18 protein-coding genes are annotated in these 25,088 nt (G+C 70.7%); 11 read left to right on the forward strand and 7 right to left on the reverse strand.

Annotated elements, in window-relative coordinates:
- Positions 1-116: 116 nt before the first annotated feature.
- Positions 117-3,959: a hypothetical protein gene (locus ACFWHU_RS17615; protein WP_387225473.1), complete on the forward strand. Its 3,843-nt coding sequence runs from the start codon at positions 117-119 to the stop codon at positions 3,957-3,959.
- Between the two features lie 71 nt (positions 3,960-4,030).
- Here the strand turns inward: ACFWHU_RS17615 and ACFWHU_RS17620 are convergent, their stop codons facing one another.
- Entirely contained in the window at positions 4,031-5,404 is a 1,374-nt protein-coding gene (locus ACFWHU_RS17620) for an aspartate aminotransferase family protein (protein WP_387225474.1), read from the reverse strand.
- 201 nt (positions 5,405-5,605) lie between these two features.
- On the opposite strand from ACFWHU_RS17620, the gene ACFWHU_RS17625 reads away from it, so the two are divergent.
- The 4 genes from ACFWHU_RS17625 (at position 5,606) to ACFWHU_RS17640 (ending at position 9,948) form a co-directional block, all read left to right on the forward strand.
- Positions 5,606-6,202, forward strand: coding sequence for a type 1 glutamine amidotransferase family protein (locus tag ACFWHU_RS17625; protein WP_385797834.1), 597 nt, complete (start codon positions 5,606-5,608; stop codon positions 6,200-6,202).
- Positions 6,199-6,714, forward strand: coding sequence for a MarR family winged helix-turn-helix transcriptional regulator (locus ACFWHU_RS17630; RefSeq protein WP_387225475.1), 516 nt, complete (start codon positions 6,199-6,201; stop codon positions 6,712-6,714). The genes ACFWHU_RS17625 and ACFWHU_RS17630 overlap by 4 nt, the downstream gene beginning before the upstream one ends.
- 114 nt (positions 6,715-6,828) lie before the next feature.
- Positions 6,829-8,892 carry a serine/threonine-protein kinase gene (locus ACFWHU_RS17635; RefSeq protein ID WP_387225476.1) on the forward strand — a complete coding sequence of 688 codons (2,064 nt, stop codon included), beginning with the start codon at positions 6,829-6,831 and terminating at the stop codon, positions 8,890-8,892.
- Positions 8,893-8,940: 48 nt separating this feature from the next.
- Positions 8,941-9,948 carry an NAD(P)/FAD-dependent oxidoreductase gene (locus tag ACFWHU_RS17640; protein WP_385797840.1) on the forward strand — a complete coding sequence of 336 codons (1,008 nt, stop codon included), beginning with the start codon at positions 8,941-8,943 and terminating at the stop codon, positions 9,946-9,948.
- A gap of 88 nt (positions 9,949-10,036) precedes the next feature.
- Here ACFWHU_RS17640 and ACFWHU_RS17645 read toward each other — a convergent pair whose 3' ends face one another.
- Positions 10,037-10,507, reverse strand: coding sequence for a VOC family protein (locus tag ACFWHU_RS17645; RefSeq protein WP_387225477.1), 471 nt, complete (start codon positions 10,505-10,507; stop codon positions 10,037-10,039).
- 143 nt (positions 10,508-10,650) lie between these two features.
- On the opposite strand from ACFWHU_RS17645, the gene ACFWHU_RS17650 reads away from it, so the two are divergent.
- From ACFWHU_RS17650 to ACFWHU_RS17660, 3 genes are all read left to right on the forward strand, one after another.
- On the forward strand, positions 10,651-11,226 hold the full coding sequence (locus ACFWHU_RS17650) for a TetR/AcrR family transcriptional regulator (protein WP_385797843.1): 576 nt from the start codon (positions 10,651-10,653) through the stop codon (positions 11,224-11,226).
- Between the two features lie 73 nt (positions 11,227-11,299).
- Positions 11,300-12,484, forward strand: a complete 1,185-nt coding sequence (locus tag ACFWHU_RS17655) for a GDSL-type esterase/lipase family protein (RefSeq protein ID WP_387225478.1) — start codon at positions 11,300-11,302, stop codon at positions 12,482-12,484.
- A 198-nt stretch (positions 12,485-12,682) separates the two neighbouring features.
- The gene (locus tag ACFWHU_RS17660; RefSeq protein ID WP_387225479.1) at positions 12,683-13,969 is read left to right on the forward strand and encodes an RCC1 domain-containing protein; all 1,287 of its coding nucleotides are present in this window, start codon (positions 12,683-12,685) and stop codon (positions 13,967-13,969) included.
- Positions 13,970-14,084: 115 nt separating this feature from the next.
- On the opposite strand, the gene ACFWHU_RS17665 is transcribed toward ACFWHU_RS17660, so the two are convergent.
- The 3 genes from ACFWHU_RS17665 to ACFWHU_RS17675 all read right to left on the reverse strand — a co-directional run bounded on the left by ACFWHU_RS17665 (position 14,085) and on the right by ACFWHU_RS17675 (position 20,522).
- A complete protein-coding gene (locus tag ACFWHU_RS17665) occupies positions 14,085-16,820 on the reverse strand; it encodes an ADP-ribosyltransferase (protein ID WP_387225480.1) in 2,736 nt (911 codons plus the stop codon).
- 312 nt (positions 16,821-17,132) lie between these two features.
- On the reverse strand, positions 17,133-19,835 hold the full coding sequence (locus ACFWHU_RS17670) for an enterotoxin A family protein (protein WP_387225481.1): 2,703 nt from the start codon (positions 19,833-19,835) through the stop codon (positions 17,133-17,135).
- Between the two features lie 246 nt (positions 19,836-20,081).
- Entirely contained in the window at positions 20,082-20,522 is a 441-nt protein-coding gene (locus ACFWHU_RS17675; protein WP_385797855.1) for a hypothetical protein, read from the reverse strand.
- 156 nt (positions 20,523-20,678) lie between these two features.
- On the opposite strand from ACFWHU_RS17675, the gene ACFWHU_RS17680 reads away from it, so the two are divergent.
- Complete coding sequence (locus tag ACFWHU_RS17680) at positions 20,679-21,515, forward strand: helix-turn-helix domain-containing protein (RefSeq protein WP_387225695.1); 837 nt, start codon at positions 20,679-20,681, stop codon at positions 21,513-21,515.
- Positions 21,512-21,748, forward strand: coding sequence for a DUF397 domain-containing protein (locus ACFWHU_RS17685; RefSeq protein ID WP_387225482.1), 237 nt, complete (start codon positions 21,512-21,514; stop codon positions 21,746-21,748). Before ACFWHU_RS17680 ends, ACFWHU_RS17685 begins: the two co-directional genes overlap by 4 nt.
- Here the strand turns inward: ACFWHU_RS17685 and ACFWHU_RS17690 are convergent.
- Positions 21,732-22,952: an FAD-dependent monooxygenase gene (locus ACFWHU_RS17690; RefSeq protein WP_387225483.1), complete on the reverse strand. Its 1,221-nt coding sequence runs from the start codon at positions 22,950-22,952 to the stop codon at positions 21,732-21,734. The genes ACFWHU_RS17685 and ACFWHU_RS17690 overlap by 17 nt on opposite strands.
- Entirely contained in the window at positions 22,949-24,346 is a 1,398-nt protein-coding gene (locus tag ACFWHU_RS17695; protein ID WP_387225484.1) for an MFS transporter, read from the reverse strand. Before ACFWHU_RS17695 ends, ACFWHU_RS17690 begins: the two co-directional genes overlap by 4 nt.
- A 94-nt stretch (positions 24,347-24,440) precedes the next feature.
- Here ACFWHU_RS17695 and ACFWHU_RS17700 point away from each other — a divergent pair, with 94 nt between their 5' ends.
- The gene (locus ACFWHU_RS17700) at positions 24,441-25,073 is read left to right on the forward strand and encodes a TetR/AcrR family transcriptional regulator (RefSeq protein ID WP_385797864.1); all 633 of its coding nucleotides are present in this window, start codon (positions 24,441-24,443) and stop codon (positions 25,071-25,073) included.
- The last annotated feature ends 15 nt before the right edge of the window (positions 25,074-25,088 follow it).

Below are 25,088 nucleotides of genomic sequence, written 5' to 3' on the forward strand. Positions count from 1 at the left end.
CGGGACGCGTGAACGGGACGCGTGAACGGGACGCGTGAACGGGACGCGTGAACGGGACGCGTGAACGGGACGCGTGAACGGGACGCGTGAACGGGACGCGTGAACGGGGGTGGCACATGGGTCGTCACGAGAAGGCTCTCGATCCGGCTGCCGGGCCCGTCCAGCGATTCGCCCACGACCTGCGCGAACTCCGCCGCGCCTCCGGCACTCCCACCTATCGGGCGATGGCGCGGCAGGCCGCGTACTCGGCGCCGACGCTGTCCGCCGCCGCCTCCGGTGAGCGGCTGCCGTCACTGCCTGTCGCGCTCGCCTACGCGACCGTCTGCGGCGGGGACCGCGAGGAGTGGGAGAAGCGCTGGCGCGCGGCGACGGCCGAGTTGCCCGACGACGCGGACGACTCCGACGAGGCCGTCGCGCCGTACCCCGGACTGGCGCGCTTCGGCGCCGACGACCGCGAGCACTTCTTCGGTCGTGACGAACTCCGCGCGGATCTCGTCGCACTCGCCGGCCGCCGCCGCTTCGCCGCCGTCGTCGGCGCGTCCGGCAGCGGAAAGTCGTCACTGCTGCGGGCCGGGCTCATCCCCGTACTGCGCGAGTCCACCGGCCCGTCCCGCCCTGCGGCGATCCGGATCCTCACACCCGGCGAGCATCCGGCGAGGACGCACGCGCACCTGCTCCGGCCGGACGAGGAACACGACCCGGCCGGCGACGGCGGCGCGACCGACGTGCCACCCGGCGACACCGTCGTCGTTGTCGACCAGTTCGAGGAGACCTTCACCCTCTGCCGCGACCCCGCCGAACGCGCCGAGTTCCTGCGTCTGCTCCTCCACGCCCGTACCCCCGGCTCCCGCCTGCGCGTGATCGTCGCCGTACGCGCGGACTTCTACGGCCGGTGCGCCGAGCACCACGCCCTCGCGGACGCGCTCAAGGACGCCACCCTGCTCGTCGGCCCCATGTCCCCCGCCCAGTTGCGGGAGGCAGTCGTCGGGCCCGCGACGGCGGAACGGCTCATCGTGGAGCGGTCGTTGACCGCCCGCATCGTGGCCGACGTCGCCGACGAGCCCGGCGGGCTCCCCCTCATGTCGCACGCCCTGCTGGAGACCTGGCGCCGGCGCAGCGGCCGTACGCTCACCGAGGCCGCGTACGACGCGATCGGTGGCGTGCAGGGCGCGATCGCGCACACGGCCGAGGCGGTCTTCGCGGACTTCACCGAGCCGGAGGCACGGGCGGCCAAAGCGCTGCTGCTGCGGCTGGTCTCCCCCGGCGACGGCACCCCGGACACCCGCCGCCCGGCGGACCGGAGCGAACTGGCCACCGCCCCCGGCACGGGGGACACCGCGAGCGTGCTCGAACGGCTCGTCCGCGCCCGGCTCCTGACCACCGACGCCACCACCGTGAACCTCGCCCACGAGGCCCTGATCACCGGCTGGCCCCGCCTCGGCGCCTGGATCGACGAGGACCGCGACCGGCTGCGTCTGCACCGCAGGCTCACCGCGGCGGCGCGCACCTGGGAGGAGTTGGGCCGGGACGCGGGCGCGCTCTACCGGGGCGCCCAACTCGCCTTCGCCCGCGAGGCGTTCGGCGGCGAAACGCAGCACACCGGCGATCCGGGGGAACGGGCCGGCGAACTCACCTCCGCCGAAAGCGACTTCCTCCTCGCCTCCACCGATGCGCACGACCGCGTACGACGCTCCGCCGTCCGTACCACCCGGCGGCTGCGCGTCCTCACCGTCACGCTCTCCGTACTGCTCTGCCTCGCCGCCGTCGCGGGTCTGACCGCCTGGCAGCAGAGCCGCGTCAACTCCCGCCAGGCCAGGGACGCCGAGGCGCGGCGGATCGCGGCCGTCGCGGGCACGCTGCGCGTCACGGACCCGCGCACCGCACTGCGGCTGAGCGTCGCCGCCTGGCGGATCGCCGACCTCCCGGAGACCCGTAGCGCCCTCTTCGAGGCCGGGGCGCAGCGCGACGTGGACACCTTCCCGGCGCCGCCGGTCGTCGCGTTCGAACAGGACGCGAACGACACCTGGCGCCACATCAGTGACGACGGCCGGACGCTGATGATGACCCGCCCGGACCGGGTGGAGCGCTGGGACCTCAGGACGCACCGCCGACTCCCCTCGTACCGGGGCCTGGGTGCGCTGGCCACGAAGGTGCTGGACATCAGCGACGACGGCCGCAGGGCCGCCGTCCGTACTCCGCGGGGCATACGCGTCTGGGATCTGGCGGCCGGAAAGCTCACCCCTGAGCGGCCGTTCGGGGGCGCCGCGCGCAACGCCGAGTTCACGCCCGGCGGCCGGACCCTCGTCGTCCACCGCCTGCCCCCGCACAGTCCCGCCGTGGAACTCTGGGACCCGGCCGCACACCGCGCGCTGCTCAGCGTCCCGCAGCCGCCGAGCGAGGAGCCGTACACCCGAGTCAGCCCGGACAACCGCCTGTTGGCGCTGTGCACGCCCGAACTACGGCTCCAGGTGTGGGACGTGCGGGAGCGGCGCAGGCTGCCCACCGCGTGGGCGGACAGCGTCGGTGCGGAGTTGTGCGGCGACCAGAACTTCCTCTTCACGCCCGACAGCCGGTTCATCGCGGCGGCGGGGAAGTCGGGTCTGCACATCCGGGACGCGCGCTCCGGCAAGCAGCGCCCCAACAGTTCGCCAAGCGGGCCGGGAGCCGGTACGGGAGCCGGATCCGCCGTCGGACCGGTGTCCGACATCGCGTTCGGCGCCGACGGCACGTACGTGGCGACCGCCGCCGACGGCGCCGTACAGGTGTGGCGGACGGACGACCTGTCCGCACCCGTCCTGCGCCACCCGGTGCGGGGCGCGACCGCGCTGCGCCTCGACGTCGAGGGCGGGGTCCTGCGCTACGAGGAGGGATCCGACCCGGCGGCCGTCGTACGGACGATGTCACTCGCGGGTGCCGTTCCCCGCTCCGTACGCCAACGGCCTTACTCCGAAGCCCTGTTCAGCCCGGACGGCGCCACGCTCGCCACCACGGAGGGCGGACGTGTCCAGCTCCGGGACGGCGCGACGGGACGGCTCAGGGCCACGCTGCCGGAGCGGGGCTGCGACAGCGCCGACTGCCCCGCGTCGCTGATGGTGTTCAGCGCGGACGGCCGTACCTTCGCGTACCGGGCCGGGGCCGACGCGGAGTCCGCCACCGCCGTCGTGCGGAGCCTGAAGGGCGGCGGAGCCGACCACCTCGGCAAGGGCGTCGACGGCATCGGCCTCACGCCGGATGGCCGGTACGCGGTCGTCAGCCGTGCCGTCCACTCACCCGGGTCCGAGCTGACCCACACCGTGCTGGAACGCCGGCCGGCCGGCACCGGCACCGCGACGCAACAGCGGCAGCCCGGATCCGCCGCCGACGCCACCGACGTGGGCAGCGTCCTGGCCGTCGGTCCGCAGGGTCATGTCCTCACCGGGGACAACGAGTTGATCGATCCCGTCACCCGCCGCCCCACCCGCGTCCTGGCGGGCGAGGGAATCATCGAGAAGGCCGTCTTCAGCCGGGACGGCCGGTTCCTCGCCGTGAACGACATGGATAGCCGCGTCACCGTGTGGGACGGCCGGGGGCAGCGGCGGCTCGCGGTGCTCACCGGGAGTTCGGGAGATACCGGCGGCGAGCCCGGACGGCAGCCGATCACACGGCCGTCGTTCGCCTTCTCCCCCGACGGGAGCAGGATCGCGGTCGGCGGCGCCGACGGCACGCTGCGGATCTGGGAGGCGGCCACGCCGACGAGCGCGGGCGCGCCGCTGCCGACGGTGGACGGCCCCGTACTCGCCCTGGCCTTCGCCGACGGCGGCACCGGGCTGCGCGTCACGACCCCGCGCGCGACGACGCGCACCTTCACGCTCTCGCCGGGGCGCGTCGCCGACGCGGTGTGCGAGCGGGCGGGCGGCGGGCTGTCCAGGAGCGCCTGGCGGACCCACGTCCCGTCGCTCGACCACCGCGAGACCTGCTGACGGCCGCGCCGCCCGGCCTCACACCACGTCCGCCCTCACACCACGTGCGTCGTCACACCACATCCGGCGCCTCACACCACGTGCTCGTCCGCCACCGACAGCGCCGCGTCCAGGATCGTGAGCCCTTCCTTCGCCTCCGCCTCGGTGACGTTGCAGGGCGGTACCGCGTGCGTGCGGTTCATGTTCACGAAGGGCCACAGCCCGCCCTTCTTGCACGCGGCGGCGAACGCGGCCATCGGCGCGTTCGCCTCGCCCGTCGCGTTGTACGGCACCAGCGGCTCGCGCGTCTCCTTGTTCCGTACGAGGTCGAGCGCCCAGAACACGCCCATCCCGCGCACCTCGCCCACCGAGGGGTGCCGGTCGGCCAGTTCGCGCAGGCCGGGGCCGAGGACCGTCTCGCCGATGTGCGCTGCGTGCTCGACGATCTTCTCCTCGGCCATCACCCGCAGTGTCGCGACGGCCGCCGCGCAGGCGAGCGGGTGGCCGGAGTAGGTGAGGCCGCCGGGGTACGGACGGGTCGCGAAGGTGTCCGCGATGGCGGCGGAGATCGCGACTCCGCCGAGCGGTACGTAACCGGAGTTGACGCCCTTCGCGAAGGTCAGCAGGTCGGGCACCACGTCGAAGTGGTCGGCGGCGAACCACGCGCCGGTGCGGCCGAAGCCCGCCATCACCTCGTCCAGGACGAAGACGATGCCGTGCCGGTCGCACAACTCCCTTACGCCCGCGAGGTATCCGGGCGGCGGCGTCATGACGCCCGCCGTGCCGGGGATCGTCTCCAGGATGATCGCGGCGATCGTCGCGGGTCCCTCGAAGGCGATGGTCGCCTCCAGGTGCTCCAGCGCGCGGGCGCACTCCTCCGCCTCGGTGGTGGCGTAGAAGGGCGAGCGGTAGAGGAACGGCGCCCAGAAGCGCACGACGCCGGCGTTGCCGGAGTCGGAGGCCCAGCGGCGCGGGTCACCGGTCAGATTGATCGCGGTGGAGGTGGAGCCGTGGTACGAGCGGTAGGCGGAGAGCACCTTGGGGCGGCCGGTGTGCAGCCGGGCCATCCGTACGGCGTTCTCGACGGCCTCCGCGCCGCCGTTCGTGAAGAAGATCTTGTCGAGGTCGCCGGGGGTGCGCTCGGCGATGAGGCGTGCGGCCTCGGACCGTACGTCGACGGCGAAGGCGGGCGCGAAGGTGGTGAGCCTGCCCGCCTGCTCCTGGATCGCGGCCACGACGGCGGGGTGCTGATAGCCGATGTTGGTGAAGACGAGGCCGCTGGTGAAGTCGAGGTAGCGGTTGCCTTCGTAGTCCCAGAAGTACGAGCCCTCGGCGCCGGCGACGGCGAGCGGATCGATCAGTTCCTGGGCGGACCAGGAGTGGAACACATGCGCACGGTCGGCGGCCTTGACGGCCGCGCCTGCCTTCGGGTCGGCAGCGTCGAGAGGGTCGAGGTGAGGGGTCATGCGGCCAGCGTAGAGAGGGACTGGCGGGGACCGAAATGACCATCCTGTCTGGTGTGCGCGGCGGGACTCGGCAGGTTGTCGCCCCACGCGCCCTCCGTGGCCCGCGCGCTCCGTGGCCCGCGCGCCTCCCCGCACCCGAAACAGTATTGACAGCATGCTGTCGAAATGACAGGCTGCTGTCATACAACCGAGGAGGCCACCATGACCGGCAAGACCGTGTACCTCGCCGTGTACGACACCCTCGCCGACTGGGAGACCGGGTACGCCACCGCGCATCTCGCCCAGAACGGCTTCTCCGTGCGGACCGTCGGCCCGACCATGGAGTCGGTGACCACCATGGGCGGTCTGCGCATCGAGCCCGACATCGCGCTCGACCAGCTCGGTGAGCCCGGTGACACGGCTGTGTTCATCCTCCCGGGCGCCGGGCTCTGGGACTCCGGGGACGATCTGGCTCCGTTCGCCCGCGCCGCCCGGCGGCTCGTGGGGCTGGGCTTCCCCGTCGCCGCGATCTGCGGCGCCACGGCGGGGCTGGCCCGCGAGGGGCTGCTGGACGACCGGGCGCACACCAGCGCCGTCAGCCAGTATCTGGACGCCACGGGGTACGAGGGCGGCGAGCACTACCGCGACGCGGACGCGGTCACGGACGGCAACGTGATCACGGCCGGCCCGACCGAGCCCGTCGCTTTCGCCCGCGAGATCTTCGCACTGCTCGGCGTGTACGAGGGCGAGAAGCTGGACGCCTGGTACCGGCTGTTCAAGAACTCGGACGTGAACGCGTACGACACCCTCAACTCATGACCGAGCGGGGCGCGGCCGAGCGACTCGGGACCGAGCGGGGCGTGACCGAGCAGAGCGCGCAGGCCGCTTACCCGGAGCTGCTCAGCAGGAGCGCACTCGGCGTCTTCCGGCTGAACGGCCAATTCCTCTCCGTGGCGGAGGAGTTGGCAGCCCCGGCCGGCCTGACGGCGGCCTGGTGGCAGGTCCTCGGAGCCGTACTGCCCCAGCCGCTGCCCGTCTCCGGGATCGCCCGCACGATGGGCATCACCCGGCAGAGCGTGCAGCGGATCGCGGACCTGCTGGTCGAGCGCGGGCTGGCGGCGTACGAGCCGAACCCGGCCCACCGCCGCGCGAAACTGCTCGCCCCGACCGAGGCGGGCCGCGCGGCGATCCATGAGATCACGCCCGGCCACGCGGCTCTCGCGGCGTGCCTCGCGGAGGAGTTGGGGGCGGCGGGCTTCGCCGAGACGGTGCGGGTGCTGGAGCGGCTGTCGGAGGCGATGGAGGCGATCGGCCGCCGGCCGGACCGGTAGATCAGCCTCCGCCGGCGGGCCGACCGCCGCTTTCACCGTGACCGCGCAGTGCGACGACTCCGGCACTATCCTCTGCCCGTTGGGCTTGGGCATCTGGGGGAGGGCCGTACGGCCATGGAGAAGCTGGCTACAGGAGATCCACAGCGCATCGGCGCCTACCGGTTGCTGGCGCGCCTCGGTGCGGGGGGCATGGGGCAGGTCTATCTGGCGCGCTCGGACCGCGGCCGTACGGTCGCGGTGAAGCTCGTACGCAAGGAACTCGCCGAGCAGGACGAGTTCCGCAACCGCTTCCGGCTGGAGGTCGCCGCGGCCCGGCGGGTCGGCGGCGCGTGGACGGCGCCGGTCCTCGACGCGAACACGGAGGCCGCGGTGCCGTGGGTCGCGACGGGTTACGTGGCCGGCCCCGCGCTCCAGGACATCGTCTCCGGCGGGCCCGGTGCGGGCGGATCCGGTCCGCACGGGCCCGGTGCCGGCGGGTCCTCCGGCACACAAGGATCCGGCACGCAGGGATCCGGCACGCAGGGATCCGGCACGCACGGGCCGCTGCCCGCGCGCTCGGTGCGGATACTCGCCTCGGGGCTCGCCCACGCCCTCCAGGACATCCACACCGCCGGACTGATCCACCGCGACCTCAAGCCGTCCAACGTCCTCGTCACCATCGAGGGCCCGAAGGTCATCGACTTCGGCATCGCCCGCGCGATGGAGACGGTCACCGGCGCCGGGCTGACCCGGACCGGCGGCCTGGTCGGGTCGCCGGGCTTCATGGCGCCCGAGCAGGTGCGCGGCACCCCGGTCACCCCCGCGTGCGACGTGTTCTCCCTGGGCTCGGTGCTCATGTACGCGGCGACGGGGCGGCTCCCGTTCGGTACGGCGGACACCGCCGTACACGTGCTGATGTTCCGGATCGCCCAGGAGGAGCCGAACCTGTCCGAACTCCCCGAGGGTCTGCGGGAGTTGGTGGCCGACTGCCTGAAGAAGGACCCGGAGGAACGCCCGACCCCGGCGCAGATCCTGGCCCGGGTGGGCGAACCGGACGACGACGAGCCCTGGCTGCCCGGCGCACTGCTCGCCCAACTGGGCAGCGACGCGGTGCAGTTGCTGGACCACGAGGAGCCCGGGGCCCGTACGGAACTGGCGTTCTCGAAGCCGCCGGAACCGCCGTCGGAAGCGTCCGTGCCCAAGCCGCCGTCGGCAGCGTCGGTGCCCACGCCGCCGCCCGGACCGTCGTCGAAGCCGGCTCCCGACCCGGCTTCGATACCGCCGCCGCCCCCGGGCGGGCCCGGCCAGGGCGGCGGGAACGGCGTACACGGCATGGCGACGATGATCGGTGCGGGGTCGCCGGTCCCGGGCCCGCCTCCGGCAGCGCAGCCGCCGCAACCCCAGGCGTACGGCTACCCGCAGAACCAGCAACCCCAACAGCCCCCGCCGCCCCAGCAGTACGGCTATCCCCAGCCGGGCCAGCCCCCGCTCCCCCCTTGGGGCGCGACCCCTCCCGCCGGGTACGGGTATCCCTCGCCGTACGGTCCCACTCCCCCGTACGGCCCGGCCGCCCCCGTCCCCGCCCCGCAGCCCGAGCCGCGCCGTAGCGCACGTGGCACGGTCGCGCTGATCGCCGTCGCGCTGGTCGTCGCGCTCGGCGCGGGCGGTTCGGTGTACGCGTTCATGGACAGCGGCAGCGAGAAGAACGAGGCGTCGGACGGCCAGGCGGACAAGTCGGGCGACGACAAGTCGTCGCAGGCCGAGAACACCCCGTCCGAGGACACGCCACCGGCGACGGAGTCGCCTTCCCCGTCCGCCTCGGAGGACGCCGGTCCCGGCGACGTGCCCAAGCAATACCTCGGCGCCTGGTCGGGCACCATCAGCGGCGGCGCCGGGGTCAGCACCCGCGAACTGTCCATCCGGCAGGGCGAGGTGGGCGAGACCGTGCTCGAACTGACGGCGGAGGGCCCGACCGACACCGGCGGGACGTACCTCTGTGTCTTCGAGGCCGCGCTCGGCGCGGCGCCGGGTTCGTCGGACGGCCCGCTGCGGATCGGCCCGTCCAAGGTGACGGAGGGCCGGCCGATGTCCTCGTGCACGCCGGGCGCGGCAACGGAGTTGACGATCCTCCCGGACGGCCGTCTGCGCCGGGTCACGACGTCGGACGGCGAATCGGTGACGTACACGAAAAACGACTAGGTCCTGTCCGGCGGATCTCGTTAGGTTGTGCACGTGTTGAGCTCACCGGTGAGTAGGGATCTGGTCGTCGTCGGCGCCGGCATTGTCGGCGCGTCGGTGGCGTATCACGCTGCCCGTGCGGGCGCCACCGTGACGTTGGTCGACGCCGGGCGGCCGGGCGCCGGTGTAACGGCGGACTCGTTCGCCTGGATCGGAGCGTCCGGTGTGCGCAAAGGTCCGGCAGCCGGGCTGCGGGCGACCGCCACGGCGGAGTACCACCGGCTCGGGGCCGAGTTGCCCGGACTCCCGGTGAACTGGTCCGGCTCGCTGAGCTGGACCGGGCAGGGCAGTGCGCCGGACGCCGGGATCGGGCAGACGATCGTGGACGCGGCCACGATGGCGACGCTTGAGCCCACCCTTCGGCAGCCTCCGGAGTGGGCTGTCTGGGCGCCGGGTGACGGCTCTGTCGACTCGGTGGGCGTGACCGAGCGGCTGGTCGCGGGCGCCCGCACCCATGGAGCCCGGGTACATCTGGACACGCCGGTCACCGGGGTTCGCCGGGATGCGGCGGGCCGGATCGACGGAGTCGATACGACAGCGGGGCCCCTCTCCGGTGCGACGGTGGTGCTGGCGGCCGGAGTTGCCACGGCCGCGCTGGGCGCGTCGCTCGGCGTGCGCGTCCCGGTCGAACCGTCGCCGTCTCCGCTGTTCCGGCTCAGCGCCCCGGCCGGTCTCGTCCGCACCCTGGTCAACACCGAGGACTTCGACCTTCGGCAGGTCGGCGCGGACCGGCTGATCGCCGCCGCGGACTCGCCCGAACGGACCCTTGCCGCCGTCCGGTCCACTTTCCGTGGCGCCGGGAGCGTCGAGCTGCTCGGCACCCAGATCGGAGTGCGCCCGATGCCGGCCGACGGTGAGCCGATCGTCGGCCCGGTCGCCGAGGTCCCCGGCCTCTACCTGGCGGTGATGCACTCGGCGATCACGCTCGCTGCGGCCGTGGGCCGCCTGGTCGCACGGGAGTTGGTCGACGGAACCGTCGAGTCGGCCCTGTCGGGCTGCCGCCCGGATCGCTTCTGACGGTTGTGCGCCGTCAGTTGCCGGTCACCGCTTCGAGCGGGCGCGGATCGTGCCGACGTGAACCTGCGCGCGTCCGCTCCCTCCGCCCCTAACCCACGCAGAACTCGTTCCCCTCCGGGTCCTGGAGCACGATCGCGAAGTAGCCCATGTCCGGCTCGTTCATCACCCGCGACACCGTCGCCCCCGCGGCCGTCAGCCGGTCCGCCTTCGCGGTGATGCGCTCCTTCCGTACGGCCAACGGCACCTCGCGCCCGCCGCCCACCTTGAGATCCAGATGCACCCTGTTCTTCACGACCTTGCTCTCCGGGACCTGCTGGAACCACACCCTGGGCCCCACTCCCGTCGGAGAGACGATCGACTCCGGGGTCTCGCCGGCCCCCTCGGGCAGTTCGTCGTCGGGCAGCCCTCTGTCCTTCCAGTACTCCCGCCAAGTGGCGTGCCCGCCCGGCGGCGGCTCCGGCACGTAGTCGAGCGCCTCTGTCCAGAAGGCCACGAGGCGCTCCGGGTCGGCGCAGTCGATCGTGATCTGGAGAACCACCTGTGAGCTCGTCTCATCCATCTCCCCACCGTCGCAGACGGGTCTGACAACGACGCCCGCCCAAGCCGCCCTGAGCCGCTTACGCACGCTTGCCTAAAGCGTTTAGGTATGCGCATAATCGTTTTAGGTAAGCGAACGGATGCCCGAAACGGAAGGCGAGAGCCATGTCTCCCCGCGCAGGACTCACCACCGACCGCCTCGTCCGGGCGGGAGCCGACCTGGCCGACGAGGTCGGCTTCGACCAGGTGACCGTCTCGGCGCTGGCCAAGCAGTTCGACGTCAAGGTCGCGAGTCTGTACTCGCACCTGAAGGGCTCCCAGGACCTCCGGACCAGGATCGCGCTGCTCTCCCTGGAGGAGATGGCCGACCGGGTCTCCACCGCACTCGCCGGACGCGCGGGCAAGGACGCCCTCGCCGCCTTCGCGAACGTCTACCGCGACTACGCCCGCGAGCACCCCGGCCGCTACACGGCGGCCAGACTGCCGCTCGACCCGGAGACGGCGGCGGCGAGCGCCGGCCCCAGGCACTCGCGGATGACGCGGGCGATCCTGCGCGGCTACGACCTGACGGAGCCGGACCAGACCCACGCCGTACGGCTGTTGGGCAGCGTCTTCCACGGCTACATCAGCCTGGAGACGGCCGGCGGCTTCAGCCACAGCACACCCGACTCGGAGGAGACGTGGGCGTGGATCGTCGACCGCGTCGACACGCTGCTGCGCACCTGGCCGGCCACCCCCTGACGGGTCCCCCTCTCCATCTCACCTCGTCATCCCCCTGACGATCAGCGACAGATCACCCATAGGCAGAGACACCGTGAGCACCGAACACCACCCCCTGACCACCACCCCCATCACCACCGACATCCTGCGCGGCGCCCTCGAACTGGAGCGCACCGCGCACGGCGTCCTGCCCCACCGGCTCCCCGCGTGGGCCCGCGCCCAGAACACCGACCCGCAGCTGGCCATGGCGGAGGCCCAGCCCTCCGGCGTACGACTGGCGTTCCGTACGCGGGCCACGGTCGTCGAACTGGACGCGCTGCCCACCAAGCGCTCCTACGTGGGCGCCCCGCCCCGCCCCGACGGTGTGTACGACCTGCTGGTCGACGGCCGCCCGGCCGGTCGGGCCGTTGTCACGGGAGGCAACACCCTGACCATCGACATGACCGCCGGGACCGCCGAGCGGACACCCGGCCCGCCCGGCACCCTGCGCTTCGGCGACCTGCCCGAGGGCGAGAAGGACATCGAGATCTGGCTGCCGCACAACGAGGCCACCGAACTCGTCGCCCTGCGCACCGACGCCCCCGTCGAGCCCGTACGGGACCGGGGCCGCCCGGTGTGGCTGCACCACGGCAGCTCGATCAGCCACGGCTCCGACGCCGCGAGCCCCACCACGACCTGGCCCGCGCTCGCCGCCGGCCTGGGCGGCGTGGAGCTGATCAACCTGGGCTTCGCCGGCAGTGCGCTGCTCGACCCGTTCACGGCTCGTACGATGCGGGACACCCCGGCCGACCTGCTCAGCGTCAAGATCGGCATCAACCTCGTCAACACCGACCTGATGCGCCTGCGCGCCTTCACCCCCGCCGTACACGGCTTCCTCGACACGATCCGCGAGGGCCACCCGACGACACCCCTGCTGGTGGTCTCGCCGATCCTGTGCCCCATCCACGAGGACACCCCCGGCCCGAGCGCCCCCGACTTCTCCGGCATGGCCGAAGGACGACTGAAGTTCCTGGCGTCGGGCGACCCGGCGGAGCGGGCGGCCGGAAAGCTGACGCTGAACGTCATCCGGGACGAGCTGGCCCGGATCGTCGAGCAGCGGTCGGCGCGGGACCCGAACCTGCGCTACCTGGACGGCCGCGAGCTGTACGGGGAGGCGGACTACGCGGAGCTCCCGCTCCCGGACGAACTCCATCCGGACGCGGCGACCCACCGCCGCATGGGAGAACGCTTCGCGGAGCGGGCGTTCACTCCCACCTGTCTGCCCCCCTCGGCCCCCTGAGCCGGCCACCCTTACCAAACGGGGAGGGCCGCAGCCGCGGCGTACACGGCGCACCGCGCAACTGCACGCCGTTCGGGTCGCCGTCCGGGTCCATCCGGGTGTGCGGACGGTCGCGCCTCAGGGGCAGCCAGTGGGACATACCGATGATCAGATGCGGTCCCGCGAGGGCGGGGCCACAGCATCCTGAGAGGAATCCCAATGCGCCGTAGTCGCGCACTCCTGACCGCCGCTCTGACCGCCGGTCTCACACTCACCCCGATGGCCGCGGTCTCCGCCGCGCCCGCCCAGGACAACCCGTCCGTTCTGAGCTGGGGCGCCGGCCGCACCGGCCAGCTCGGCAACGGGGCCAAGGCGGACAGCTCCCGCCCGGTCCCCGTCAACGACCTCTTCCGCGGCGATGTCGACCGGATCTCCGCCGGTGGCACCGCCTCGACCGACTCCTTCGCGCTCGCCCTGACGAAGAAGACGGTCAAGTCGTGGGGTCACAACGCCTCCGGCCAGCTCGGCAACGGCAGCCGCAAGAGCCAGAGCGTGCCCACCACCGTGCCGCGCCTGGCCAACATCAAGGACATCGCCGCCGGTGGTGAGCACGCGCTCGCGATGAACGAGAACGGCCAGGTCTACTCGTGGGGTGACAACACCTACGGTCAGCTCGGCAACAGCCGTACGGGCGACGCCCGCGGCGTCCCGAACCGCGTCCAGGGGCTGGCCAAGGTCAAGCAGGTCTCGGCCGGCTGCGACTTCAGCCTCGCGCTGCTGGAGAACGGCAAGGTGTACGCCTGGGGCCGTGGTGCCTACGGCGCCCTCGGCAACGGCACCCGTGCCACCGTCTCCACCCCCCGCGAGGTCGAGGGCCTGGAGAACATCACCGACATCGACGCCGGCTGCCACCACGCGCTGGCCCTGACCGCCGACAAGACCGTCAAGTCCTGGGGCCACAACTCCTCCGGGCAGCTCGGTGACTCCTCCACGAAGTCCGCGGTCGTCCCGGTCGACGTCGACTGGCTCAGAGGCGTGAACGACATCGAGGCGGGCGCCAACCACAACTACGCCATCACGGAGCAGGGCATCGTCTGGGGCTGGGGCAACAACAAGAACAACCAGCTCCTCCAGTCCGAGGCCCCGGCCGGCGCCAACCCGAACGCCAACCCCAACGCGAACCCGAACGCCCCGCGGGATGAGAACCCGAACGCCAACCCGAACGCCGGTGCCGACGCCGACACCGACGCCAGGGCGCCGCGGACCAACCGCACCGTTGCCGTCGAGATCCCCCGACTGGAAGGCGCGCAGCGGATCGCGGCAGGTGCCAACCACGGCATCGCCACCTTCGGCGAGGAAGTCTTCGCCTGGGGCCACAACAACGAGGGCCAGCTCGGCGACCGCACCACCACGGCGCGCGTCGACGGCGTCGCCACCCTCAACCCCCGGTCGCCGATCGAGAACGTAGCCGCGTCCCTCGGCGGAAACACCAGCTACGCCTACTGATCGACGGCTTCACCGTTCCACCCCATGACGCAACGCCAGGCGCCCCCATCGGAAAGTACCGATGGGGGCGCCCCGCCGCAGGGAGCCCTGCGGCCACTCCGGCCCTACGCGTGGCTCAGCCGACCTGTTTCACCTGGATGACCTTGTACTCCTTGCCATCGATGATCTTCGTCGTCTCGCCCGTCTTCTCGAACTTGCCGCCGCGCGGGATGAGAACCTCCGACTCCTTGCCCCGGTAGCGGGACAGGGGGTCGATGTTGCGGCCGTTGTCCGTACTGATCTCCAGCACGACGTTCTCGCCCTGCCGCCCGTTGCTCTTCGCGTTCTTGGCCGCGCGGTCGGCCTTCGCCGGGTCGCTCGACGTACTGAGGTACTCGGGCATCTCGACCACGTCACCGGCGGCGAACTTGTCCAGCAGCTCGTCCGGCATGAACGTGCCCCGGTGGAACGTCCCCTCGACCGGCGGCAGATGGTCCAGCGCGCGGTCCATGCGCTCGATGAACTCCGGGACCTTCTCCCCACGACGGCCGGGGATCGCGTCCCCACGCAGGTACTTGTTCGCGTCCAGGGCCCACGAGCCGGTGTAGTCGGCGATGATGAGCGCGTCGTCGGCGGTGAAGTCCTTGGTCATCGGGTTCTGGCGGGCGATCTCCTCGACCTTCTCCGCCCAGCCCTTTTTGTCCGTGGGGTCGAAGTCCGGGATGCTGTCCAGGACGTTCATCGGAGTCTTCACCGGGCAACCGGCCAGGTGCGGCGGCTTCGGCTTCGGCTCGGGCTTCGGCTTCGGCGTCGACGGCTCCTTCGGCTCGTCGGTGAGGCCGAGAGCGTTGCGGAGCCGGTCTTCCACTTCCTGGTACGTCTCGACACCGGGGACAGCGGCCGCGGAGGCTTCGGAGAGCGCTTGCATCATGCCCTCGGCAGTAGGCGTTCCGGCCGCGAGCGTTGCACCACCGACGAGGACGGGCGTACGGACCCCGGCGGAGGCGAGCGTGTAGCGCCCGCTGCCGGCGGCGCCGACGGTCACACTGCCGCGGTAGGCGACCTGAGTGCCCTCCGGGCAGGCTTCCTTGTCCTCGTCCTCCTCTTCCTTGTCGTCGTCGTTGTCTTCCTCTTCCTTGTCGTCGTCGTTGTCCTCTTCTTCCTTGTCGTCGTCGTTGTCCTCTTCTTCCTTGTCGTCGTCGTTACCGCCGCTGTCGGAACCACCGGGGCCGACCTCCCGGCAGCTCTGCATGATGCCCCAGGGGGCCATGACCGGATTGCACTCGACTTCCGGCTCGTCGTCCTCGTCCTCGTCGTCGTCCTGGTCGTCGTCCTCGTTGCCGCCGCTGGACGAACCGCCCCCGGACGAGCCGCCGCTGGAGGAGCCACCACCGGAGGAACCACCACCGGAGGAACCACCACTAGAAGAGCCACCACCGGACGAGCCACCGCTGGAGGACCCACCACCCGAGGAACTCCCACCGCCAGAAGATCCGCCGCTGGAGGAGCCACCACCGGAGGAACCACCGCTGGACGAACCACCGCTGGAGGAGCCACCACCCGAGGAACTCCCACCGCTGGACGAACCACCATTGGATGAACCGCCGCTGGACGAGCCACCGCTGGAGGAGCCACCACCCGAGGAACTCCCACCGGAGGACGAACCCCCGGAACTACCACCGGAATCGCCACCGCCGTCGGAACCACCGCCGCTGTCACCGCCACCGGAATTCCCACCGCTGGACGAACCGCCGCCCGAGGAACTGCCGCCGGACGAACCGCCGCCGGAGTCGTCTCCATCGGAGTCACCCCCGCTGTCGCCACCGCCGGAGTTCCCTCCGCCTGAATCGCCACCGCCGGAGTTCCCACCGTTGGAGGAGCCGCCACCCGAGGAGCCGCCACCCGAGTCGTCTCCGTCGGAGTCACCCCCGCTGTCACCGCCGCCGGAGTTTCCGCCACCGTTGCTGCCACTGCCGGAATCACCGCCACCGGAGTTCCCGCCGCCGGAGTCGTCTCCATCGGAGTCACCGCCGCCGTTGTTACCGCCGCCGTTGTTGCCACCGCCGTTGTTACCGCCGCCGTTGTTGCCACCGCCGGAGTCACCACCGCCGTTGTTGCCGCCCGAGTCGCCGCCGCCGTTGTTGCCACCGCCGGAGTCACCACCGCCGTTGTTGCCACCGCCGGAGTCACCACCCGAGTCGCCGCCGCCGTTGTTGCCGCCGGAGTCACCACCGCCGTTGTTGCCACCGCCGGAGTCACCTCCACCGCTGTCGCCACCGCCGGAGTCGCCCCCGCCACCGACCGTCGTCGACTCGCAGTCGCCGCCGAGGATGTTGCAGACCGCCGTCTGGAGACCGCCCGCGAGCTGGGTCCCCACGCCACTCAGCATCAGCGTGCCGATGATCAGCGCGACCACGCCGACCATGCCCGCGTACTCGACCGTGGTCTGACCACGGTTCCGGCGCCATGTGATCAGGTGCGGAATCGACGGAACCGCCTCCCGGCGGAACCTCTCGCGCGTCCAGCTCGGCCTCACGGCCCGCTGTTCCGAAGGCAGTTCGAACCAGGCCCGGCTCGCACCCACACTGATCAGCGCCAACAAGGCACCCGGCAGCAGCAGTTGGCTGAACCCGCGCTCCGACCCGCCGTACAGATTGACGACGCTGCCGACCAACAGCCACGCCTGGAGACCGATCAAGGAGAACCAGACCGCTTTCCCGCCGGTCCACAGCCGCCGCGCCAGGACCACGGCCGCGATCCCCGGAACCATCGCGTACACCGCCGCGAGACTCAGCGCCGGCGTGATGCGAGTGCCCAGCTCCAGCAGCGAGTTCAGCACGCCCACGCCGCCGAGCAGCGTGAGGCCGAACATCAGATATAGAAGAACCCTCGTCGCTGCGAGTGACCTCGGCAACTCCCAGCGGTGCGGCGGTGCACCGACCTGGAAGGCCAGGCTCTTTGAGTCCGACACGGGAAACCCTTCCACCAACTGCAAAAGAAGTCCGGCTCCCCCAGCCGTGACGCTTATGCGACCAAGGTAGGTAGAACCAAGACCCAATCCGAAGGGCCCGAGGACCCACCTCCGGGCCCATGCCGGGCCCGCCGTAACGAAAAAGGCCACCGGGCCGTGGGAATCCCACGACCCGGTGGTCGGTCGTTGCGGCCGGTGTGCGGCCGGCGGCTGTCAGGCCTCGCCCCGCTCCTCCGGCGACTCGTAGTACGGGTTCTCTATGAACTCACCGGTCTTGTTGCCCCGAGAGTCGAGCTTCCAGCCGCCCTTGATGTACTTCGAATCGATTCCGCCGGGGAAAGCGATCTCGTCTTCGTTGGGGTGCGGGCTGTTCGGTCCGAAGGTCCCGTTGACATCGATCCCGCCCGGCGCGTCGACCTCGTACATGTAGTCCTGACCGTAGAACGGCACCGGCTTCTCCTTCGTCGTCGTCGAGACGAAGCCGGACTCCGTGTTCTTGTCCACGTAGTTGTACAGATCCATGTTGTCCGGGTTCTTCGGCTCGAAGTCGTCCACGAAGATGTCCTCCGGCGGACGGTCGTCGAAGCGGTACAGAGGCTCGTCCGTGTCGCGCCACTTCGTGTTCTTCGGGAGGCCGGACGTGTCAACGTCCGTGACCGCGACCTCAGGGTGCGGGTTGTCCGTCGGATTGGGAAGCGGGCAGTCCTCCGGCCCCGGCTCGGGCTCCGGTTCCGGCTCGGGCTCCGGTTCCGGCTCCGGCTCCTCCTCCGGGTCGTCCGGGATCGGCGGGGGCGGCAGGTCGGTGAGACCGATTTTGAATTGGAGCCGGTTCTTCACGTCCTGGAACGCGTCGACACCGGCGAGAGAGCTGCCGGACGCCGTCCGGACCAGGTCCATCGGGGACGGAGCGCTGGGAGCTGCCAGGAGTACGTTGCCGCCGGCGACGACGTGCTTACGGTGGCCGGCCGAGGCGAGTATGTAGCGCCCGCTGCCGGATCCGCCGGTCACGCTGCTGTAGAAGGAGGCGTTGGTCTTGCAGTCGTCGTCGGGCTCGTCGTCATCGTCGTCGTCCTCGCAGAACGAGATCAGCTTGCGGCCCCCGCCGCCGCTCGTCGAGGAACCACCGATGGTCGAGCCACCACCCGTGGCCGAGGAACCACCGCCGGAGGACCCGTTGTCCTCGCAGTCGCCGTCCTCGTCCTGACCGCCGCTGCTGCTGCCACCACCGGAGTTGTTACCACCGGAGCTGCCGCCGCTGCTGCTGCCGCCGGAGTTGTTACCACCGGAGCTGCCGCCGCTGACCAGACCGCCGGTGACCAGGCCACCGCTGATCAGACCGCCGCTGATCACGCCGCCGCTGATCAAGCCACCGCTGGAGTTCCCACCGCTGTTGGAGCCGCCGGAGTCACCGCCACCAGAGGCACCACCACCGCTGTCGGAACCGCCGGAGTCACCACCGCCGTCAGCACCACCGGAGTCACCACCGGAGTCACCACCACTGTCGGAACCGCCGGAGTCACCGCCACCAGAGGCACCGCCACCGCTGTCCGAACCACCGGAGTCGGAGCCGCCGGAGTCACCTCCACCGGAGGCAGCACCACCGCTGTCCGAACCGCCCGAGTCGCCTCCACCGTCAGCGCCACCGGAGTTCCCACCACTGTTGGAGCCACCGGAGTCGCCTCCACCGTCAGCGCCACCAGAGTTCCCGCCGCTGTTGGAGCCACCGGAGTCACCTCCACCAGAGGCACCGCCGCCACTGTCCGAACCGCCGGAGTCACCGCCGCCATCCGCACCGCCACCGCTGTCCGAACCACCGGAGTCGGAACCGCCGCTGTCACCACCGCCGTTCGCACCACCGCCGTTCGAACCGCCGCTGTCGGAGCCGCCGGAGTCACCGCCGCCGTCCGCACCGCCGCCGCTGTCGGAGCCGCCGGAGTTCCCGCCGCCGTCCGCACCGCCACCGCTGTCCGAACCGCCGCTGTCACCACCGCCGGTGTTGTTGCCACCGGACCTGCCACCAGAGGCACCGCCGACCGCACCGCCGACCGCACCGCCGACCGCACCATCCGAGTCACCACCGCTGTCCGAACCGCCGGAGTCGCCTCCACCGTCCGCACCACCGGAGTCGGAACCGCCCGAGTCGGAACCGCCGGAAGAGCCGCCCGAGTCGCCACCGCTGTCACCGCCGCCGGAGTCACCACCCGAGTCACCACCGCCGGAATCGCCCCCGCCGGAGTCACCACCCGAGTCACCGCCCCCGGAGTTCCCCCCGCCGTTGTCGCCACCGCCGGAAGAACCGCCGGAATCGCCACCGCCGCTGTCGCCACCGCCGTTGTCCCCGACGACCGTTTCGCTCTCGCAGTCGCCGCCCAGGACGTTGCACACAGCGTTCTGGAGACCGGTCGCTACCTGGGTACCCACGCCGCTGAAGAGAAGCGTTCCGATGATCAGCGCGACCAGGCCGACCATGCCGACGTACTCGACGGTGGACTGGCCTCGATTCCGCCGCCACGTGATCAGATGCGGAATCGACGGAAACGCCTCGCGGCGCAGCCGCTCAAGCGTCAAGCGCGGCCTCATGGCCCGCTGATCCGTCGGCAGTTCGAACCACGCCCGGCTCGCACCCACACTCATCAGCGCCAACAACGCGCCCGGCAGCAGCAGTTGACTGAGCCCGCGCGTCGAACCCGCGTACAGATTGACGACGCTGCCGATCACCAGCCACGCCTGGAGACCGAGCAGGGAGAACCAGACCGCTTTCCCCCCGGTCCACAACCGCCGCGCCAGAACCACGGCCGCGATCCCCGGCACCACCGCGTACAGCGCGGCCAGAGTCAACGTCGGTGTGATGTGACGGCCGAGATCCAGCATCGAGTCCACAACACCGACGCCACCCATCAACGTCAGGCCGAACATCAGGTACAGGAGAACCCGTGTCACTACGAGTGGTCGCGGCAACTCCCACCTCTGCGTGGGTATGCCGGCCTGGAACGCCAGGCCCTTTGAGTCCAACAACGGGAAAACCCTCCACCAACTGCTTTTGAAGCCAGGCTCCCCCGAACCAGCCATGACGCATTTGCCGTCACGTTATGTCCGTTCAAGACCCAATCCGAAGGGTCTGCGGACCCACCTCAGGGCCCAACGCCGGGCCCACACCGCGTCTCAACAGCGCTTTTCCTCGTCGAACGACATGGGGTGCCCGAACAGCGCGGCGGCGGCATTGCGCAGGATCGCCGGATGGACGAAGCGCTTCGGATTCGAGGGCGGGCAGTACCAGAAAAGCGGCCACGTCTCCCCGCTGAGCGCGGGCACCGGTACGTAACTCACCGTCCCGCTCACCGAGTTGAACCGCGTCACACCCGGCGCCCAGACGCGGTGCGCGGTACTCCCGGCGGGCAGATAGAAGTACACCGCCCGGCACCGGTTCGACTCGGTCGCGATAGGGCCGGGATCCCCCGCCGTGATCGAGTCCATCATGTCGGCGAGCCGCCGCCCCTCGGCCCCGTCGACGCGTACGGCGTCGAATCGCACGCCGGCCTTGCGGAGTTGGAATCCGGTTTCGGGGACCCAGTCGACGCATAGACGCTCATTCTGTGTATTCACGCGGACATTCTGCGTAGTCGCCGGTAGCGTTTTCCATGGCACGACGGGAGCCGTCGGACACCGGTTGACCTGCACGAACTCCCGTTACGCCAGGTCGAATCCAGCGAGGATCAGTTGTGACCGGTTGAGTCCGGTCCAGTCGAAACGGTGATCGCAATGGCGCGAGCGGAAAACAAGGAATCAGCAGGTCCGGCGACGCGATTGGTGGCGGACATCGCCCGCATGATGCGCTTGCGGAAGGGGATGACGCAGGAACAGGTCGGCATCGAAAGTGGCTTCTCCGCGGCGGCGATCAGCGCGATGGAGACCTGCGCGCAGCCGGCGAGCGACCAGATGCTGGTGGCGCTGGGACGGGTCCTGGGCGACGAACTCGGCATCTTCGAGCAGGCGCGGGAGTACGTACGGCTGGACAAGTACCCCGCGCAGTTCAAGAACTACGTGCTGCTGGAGCAGAAGGCGGTGGGCCTGTGTCTGTACGCGACGCTGGTGGTCCACGGCCTGTTCCAGACGGAGGCGTACGCACGGGCACTGATCGGCGGAGGCTATCCACCGCTGTCGGACCAGCGCGTGGAGGAGCTGGTCGAGGCGAGGATGGCGCGGAAGGCGCTGTTCGACCGGGAGCCGGTGGCGTTGATCGAGGTGATTCTGGAGGAGTCGGTACTGCGCCGCACGATCGGTGACGCGGGGGTCATGCGTGACCAGCTTTCGCACTTGGCGGAGTGCGGGAGGCGCCGTAACGTGACGCTCCAGGTGCTGCCTTTGGACAGCGCTTTGATGGGCGAGCACGCAGGCGTGCGAGGCGAAATGGAAATGGTGGAGACTCCAGAACACGACCGCCTGGTGTACCTGGAACCGCAGGACGAGAGTGTGCTGATCTCCGACCCGGCAAAGGTGAGCACCTACGCCCAGCGTTATGCGAAGATCCGATCACAGGCCATGGGCCCTCGTGAATCGCTGGGCCTCATCGAGAGGTTGGCAGGAGAACCGGAATGACCAGCACCCTGCGGTGGTTCAAGTCCAGCTACAGCAGCGACAGCGGCGGTAGCTGCGTCGAGATCGCCTTCGACTGGCACAAGTCCAGCTACAGCAACCCGAGCGGCGGCGACTGCGTCGAGGTGGCCACCTGCCCCCACGCCGTCCACGTCCGTGACTCGAAGGTCCACGAAGGCCCCACCTTCGCGGTCGCTCCCATAGCCTGGAAGACGTTCCTCACCTGGGCCGAATAGGGGGCAGAGCGAGCGCCGAGTGGGCCGGTCGCCCCGCCGAGGCGGGCATGGCGCCGCTGAGTTCGCGCAGCATGTCGTTGCGCTGCTCCAGGGCCCGAGCGGTGGTCGGGAAGAGCGCGGCGTCGCCCTCGCGCACCTGGTCCTGGTTCAGGGTCACGAACTCACGGGTGTCGTCTTCGTAGGCGGCGAAGCCCGCGGCGTGGTCCCGGTCGGCCAGGGAGGCGGCGAGCATGTACGCGCCGACGAGCGCGAGGCTGGAGCCCTGTCCGGTGAGGAACGAGGGCGCGTACGCGGCGTCGCCCACCAGCGCGACCCGGCCGCTGGACCAGCGGGGCATACGGATCTGGCTGACGGCGTCGAAGAACAGGTCGTCCGCGTCGTGCATGGCGGCGAGCATGCCCGGGACCTCCCATCCCGCGTCGGCGAAGACCTTGGAGACCAGGTCCCGTTGGGCTTGCGGGTTCCGGAACGCGTCGAACGGCGGTTCCGGGTGGGCGAAGTTCAGGAAGCCGTGCACTTCGTCGTTGTCCCCCACGGCGTAGAGCGCCGCGGCCCTGCCCGGGGTGTTCCACAGCACGGTCTCGCGGGAGAGCCCGAAGGTGTTGCGCATGGTGAACCCGGCGAAGCAGTAGCCGAGGTACCGGTGGAACTGCTCCTCGGGGCCGAACAGGAACTCGCGGGTACGTGAGTGGAGACCGTCCGCGCCGAAGACCATGTCGAACGTACGCGTGCTGCCGCCGCGGAAGGTGGCGTCGACTCCGTCGCCGGACTGGTCGAGGGTGGCGATCGAGTCGTTGAACAGGAACTCCACGTCGTCACGGACCGCCGTGTAGAGGGCGTCGGTCAGATCCCCGCGCCGCACTTCGACGTCCTGTCCCGCGACGCCGCCGGTGAGGGTGTGCGGGTCGACCGAGGCCACCTCGCCGCCGTCCCCGTCGAGGAAGGTCAGCCGGCGCAGGTCGATGTGCGCTTCCCGCAGCCGCGGCAGGATGCCCATCCTCCGGACGACCTCAAGTGCGGTGCCGCGTACGTCGATGGGGTAACCACCGTCGCGAAGCGCGCCCGCCTTCTCGACCACCGTGACCGCGAATCCGTATCGGTTCAGCCAGAACGCGAGGGCTGGCCCCGCGATGCTGGCGCCGGATATCAGGGCCGTGCGTCTCGGCGTGGTGCGGATGTCCCTCAACTGACCGGTGCGGGTCATTCCTTGACTCCTTTGTTCATGGTGCGGGCGACGAGCAGGGAAAGCGCCGTGACGGCGGCGGCTATGACGAAGCCGATGACGAAGGCGGATTCGGCCGGGACGTCCGACCCGGCCGGGGTCGCGGCGGTGAGGATCGCGCCACTGGCCTGCACACCAACTGCGAAGCCGAGCACGCGAGTCACGAGGACCAGGCTGGTGGCGATGCCGGTGTCGCTCTGGTCGACGGATGTGGCGGTGCTGGTGACCATCGCCGTGACGCACAGGCCGTTGGCGAGCGCGATCAGCATCTTGCCGATGACGAGGTGCCAGACCTCGGTGTGTACGGCCGCCAGGCCGATCAGGGCGCCGACCATGATGACGATCCCGGCGGTGACCACGGCACGCGAGCCGAAGCGCCGCGCTCCGACCCCGGCGATCGGCCCGGCCAGCGACGCGGCGACGGCGCCGGGCAGCAGGAAGAAGCCGATCTCGGTGGCGCTGGCCCCGAAGCCGTATTCGTCGGAGGACACCGCGAAGAGTTGCGGGACGAGATAGACGGGCACCGAGGTGCCGACGCAGATCACGAACGTCAGCACGCACGACTTCCATACGGCGGGCCGCGCCAGCATGCGCAGATCGACCATCGGCGAGGCCGCTCGGCGCTCGACGGCTATCCATCCGGCCACGAAGGCGGCCAGGAGCCCCAGGAGGGCCAGGAGTACGAGTGGCTGCGAGACGAGGTCGGGCGCCGTCGCGAGTACGAGCATGAGCATGACCAGCGTCCCGCTCAGAAGAACCAGGCCGGGCCAGTCGATGCCGGCGTCGTCCGAACTGCCGGGCGGATCATGGGGCATCAGCCTGTTCACCAGCATGGTGGACGCGATGACCGCGATCGTCGGCAGCGCGAACATCCAGTGCCGGGAGAGCCCTTCCGCCACGGGTCCGGCCGACAGCGTTCCCGCCATCCCGCCCCCGACGAACAACCCGCTGACCACCCCGATGGCCACCTTCGCCTCTCCCGCGGGGAGGTGTTTGCGTACGAGGATGAACGACAGCGGCAGCGCGCCCACCATCGCTCCCTGAAGTACCTGACCGAGCAGCAGGATCGGCAGGTTCGGCGCCATGGCGGACACCAGACCACCGGCACAGACCACCGTCATCAGCCGGATCAGAACCCGTTTCCCGCCGTAGCGGTCGCCGAACTTCCCTGCGACCGGCGTGATGAGCGCGCCGGTGATGAGAAGAACGATGCTGAGTAACGCCCCTTCGGCGGGACTCATGTGCAGTTCGCGTTGCAGGAGCGGGAGCGTCGGCGTCACCACCGACTCCAAGGCACCGGTGGCGAGCGCCAGCATGCCGAGGGCCCAGACAGCTGCCTTCCCGATGCGGACCGGTTGAGCCAGAGTTGCGGTCATGGACGTCCTTCCGTCATTGCCGGGTGAGTGAGGGGTCAACGCCGTAACCCGAAACTACACTACACCGTGCAGTGTAGGAGGCTAGGATGAGTCCATGCCGACCACGAAGACGCTGCGCGAGGGGTCCACACAAAAACGGGCCGCCATCCTCTCGGCGGCCCGCGAACTGTTCCTTGCCGACGGCTTCGACCGCTCCAGCGTGGACGCGGTCGCCGCTCGGGCCGGGGTGTCCAAGCGGACGGTCTACGACTACTTCGGCGACAAGCGGACGCTGTTGCAGGCAGTTGTCGACGCCGTCGGCGAATCGATGATCACCACGGTCCGGCGCACCCTGGACGACACCCTCGCGGATCTCACCGAGGCCGCCGGCCTGGAGGACGCGCTGGTCACGTTCTCGATGCGCATCGCGACGGACATGCTCGGCTCGGCGGAGTACGCGACGCTGCAACGACTGGTCCGCGCGGAATCGGGCCACCTCCCGCACCGGGGCTACAACACCATGGCCGACACCCCCGACGAGGCACTGGCCGAGCGGTTCGCCGCCTTCGCCACGGCCGGCCTGCTCGACGTCCCCGACCCCCGGCTGGCGGCCGACCAGTTCATCGCGCTGACCTTCGGCGTCGCCCTGGACAGACTCGGCTCCGCGAACGCCACGGAGGACCCGCGCGTGCGCCCCCTGGTGGTCGAGGGAGTGCGGACCTTCCTCCGGGCGTATCGGGCGGGGTGACAGCCGAAAGGGCCG

It is taken from the genome of Streptomyces sp. NPDC060366, from assembly GCF_042725135.1.
Classification (GTDB): domain Bacteria; phylum Actinomycetota; class Actinomycetes; order Streptomycetales; family Streptomycetaceae; genus Streptomyces.